Here is a 1691-nt window from a genome sequence, read left to right on the forward strand (position 1 = left end):
TGTAGTCTGTTTGTCAATGCCCATTATACATTCCTCGATTATCCATTGTCTATATCGTAATATAATGCGAATATTTTTAGAAATCAAGCTCTATGTCGTAACATGTTACGATAGTGTGCGACCTTATTTTCTGGCGAGGGTTAAGCGGCCCGTTCGTTCTTCCAGTAATTCTCCCATTGATTTGAGTAGTAGAGGCTTCCGAGAGCCATGATACCTTCGGCGTTGTCCTTGTCCCATCGCATGCCTCGACCTTTCAGGCGTGTGGTTAAGCAACCACAAAATGACTCCGTTGGACCACTACCACAATCATAGCCCTGTTGACGGAAGCTGGGATAATCGGTCATATCTACACGTTTGGTGACATATTGACAAAGTTCATCCAATGACTCGCGTTTAGGGCCATCCTTATGACGACGTTTGTAATTGTTTATCTTGTCCAGCATAACCATTGATCCTTGATTCCAAACGTACCCCATCATGTCTTCACGCCATTCTTTCGCCTTCTTTGTGCCTTCGCCATATAGTGCGTAGCTTGTAGCTATCACGTGATCTCGTAAGTGAAAATAGTCGAGAATATTTTCATCCAGCATGGGTAGTTGGATTTTGTATTGACGGTAGATCCATTCAGCTCCGTCAGTCACCGAGTATGCTGCCTCGGCTTGCCCGATTTTTATCTTTCCCGCCTCCCGACGCATAATACGTCCCAACACTTCGTGGTTGCCGCTGGTACCCACAGCATATTTGTGTGATTTGTCGCTGTCATAAAACGAGACGAGCTTAAACTCTTTGTATGGACCATCGCTGCCTGACTTGGGGCGTCCTCGTTTGCGGGTACTTTTTTTGCCTTGTTTTTCCTGTCTGGCCTTTTCTGTGGCTCGACGCTTTTGCTTCTGCTCCTCAGTGACTATAGGAACCATCACGCCATCAGCACCCGTAATCACAGTCTTATTCGTGCAATCATGGCTTGTCCAATCCGGGGCATGTGATGAACTGGTAATAGCCTGCATAGCACGTAGACCTTCACGCTCTACCAAGTCTCGAAATGCAGAATGGCTTATCGATAACTGAGCCATTCGCAACAGATTACCACTGGCCGGAATAAACGCCTCGTTGAGATTCAAACGCGAGGCCATCTCTCGAACACCTGTACTATATTTTTCCTTATCGATACCCAGAAGAGAATCGACAGGTGCAACTGATCCTTGATGCGAATTCCAGAATATCGTACGTGTGATAGTCAATGGTCCGTTGACCGTCAAGCAAGATGTCTTTTGGGGACCTTTATTCTCCCACTTCAGGTGGGGCAACTTCTGCTGAGGGGAAAAATCCTCTTGTAGCTTTTTAGACTGCAAGAGGTCCATGGCCTTCTGGTAAGACTGTTGGCGAAACTCGCCGTTAGCATCTCGGACCGGCTCCTCCGAGTCGTCGATTATGTGTCCAGGATTGGCTGAGTTCATGGCTGCCGCCACTTTCTCTGCCAGTGCATCAATGTCCTTGGTCCATGCCGCTTTCAGCTCTTCTGCAGTGATTTTTTTATCTTCCATGACTTACTCCTTAATTAAGGGATTGTGAATTACTGTAAGTCACTATATAGCAAGTGTTACCATCGCGCCAGAAAAAAATGTTACACACCATTGTTGTAATACTGAAAGTATCTATTGAGTCCTGCATGCAAGCTGTGTCCATCTTCA

1 protein-coding gene is annotated in these 1691 nt (G+C 46.2%); it reads right to left on the minus strand.

The features are described from left to right. Positions 1–140: 140 nt before the first annotated feature. Complete coding sequence (locus U9Q77_12930; GenBank protein ID MEA3288261.1) at positions 141–1544, minus strand: hypothetical protein; 1404 nt, start codon at positions 1542–1544, stop codon at positions 141–143. Between the last annotated feature and the right edge of the window lie 147 nt (positions 1545–1691).

The sequence above is a fragment of the Candidatus Neomarinimicrobiota bacterium genome (assembly GCA_034716895.1).
GTDB lineage: Bacteria > Fidelibacterota > UBA8477 > UBA8477 > JABMPR01 > JABMPR01.

What these genes read in the sequence shown, in the direction of transcription:
- U9Q77_12930 (MEA3288261.1), bottom strand. Translation starts at nt 1,544, where the DNA reads ATGGAAGATAAAAAAATCACTGCAGAAGAGCTGAAAGCGGCATGGACC.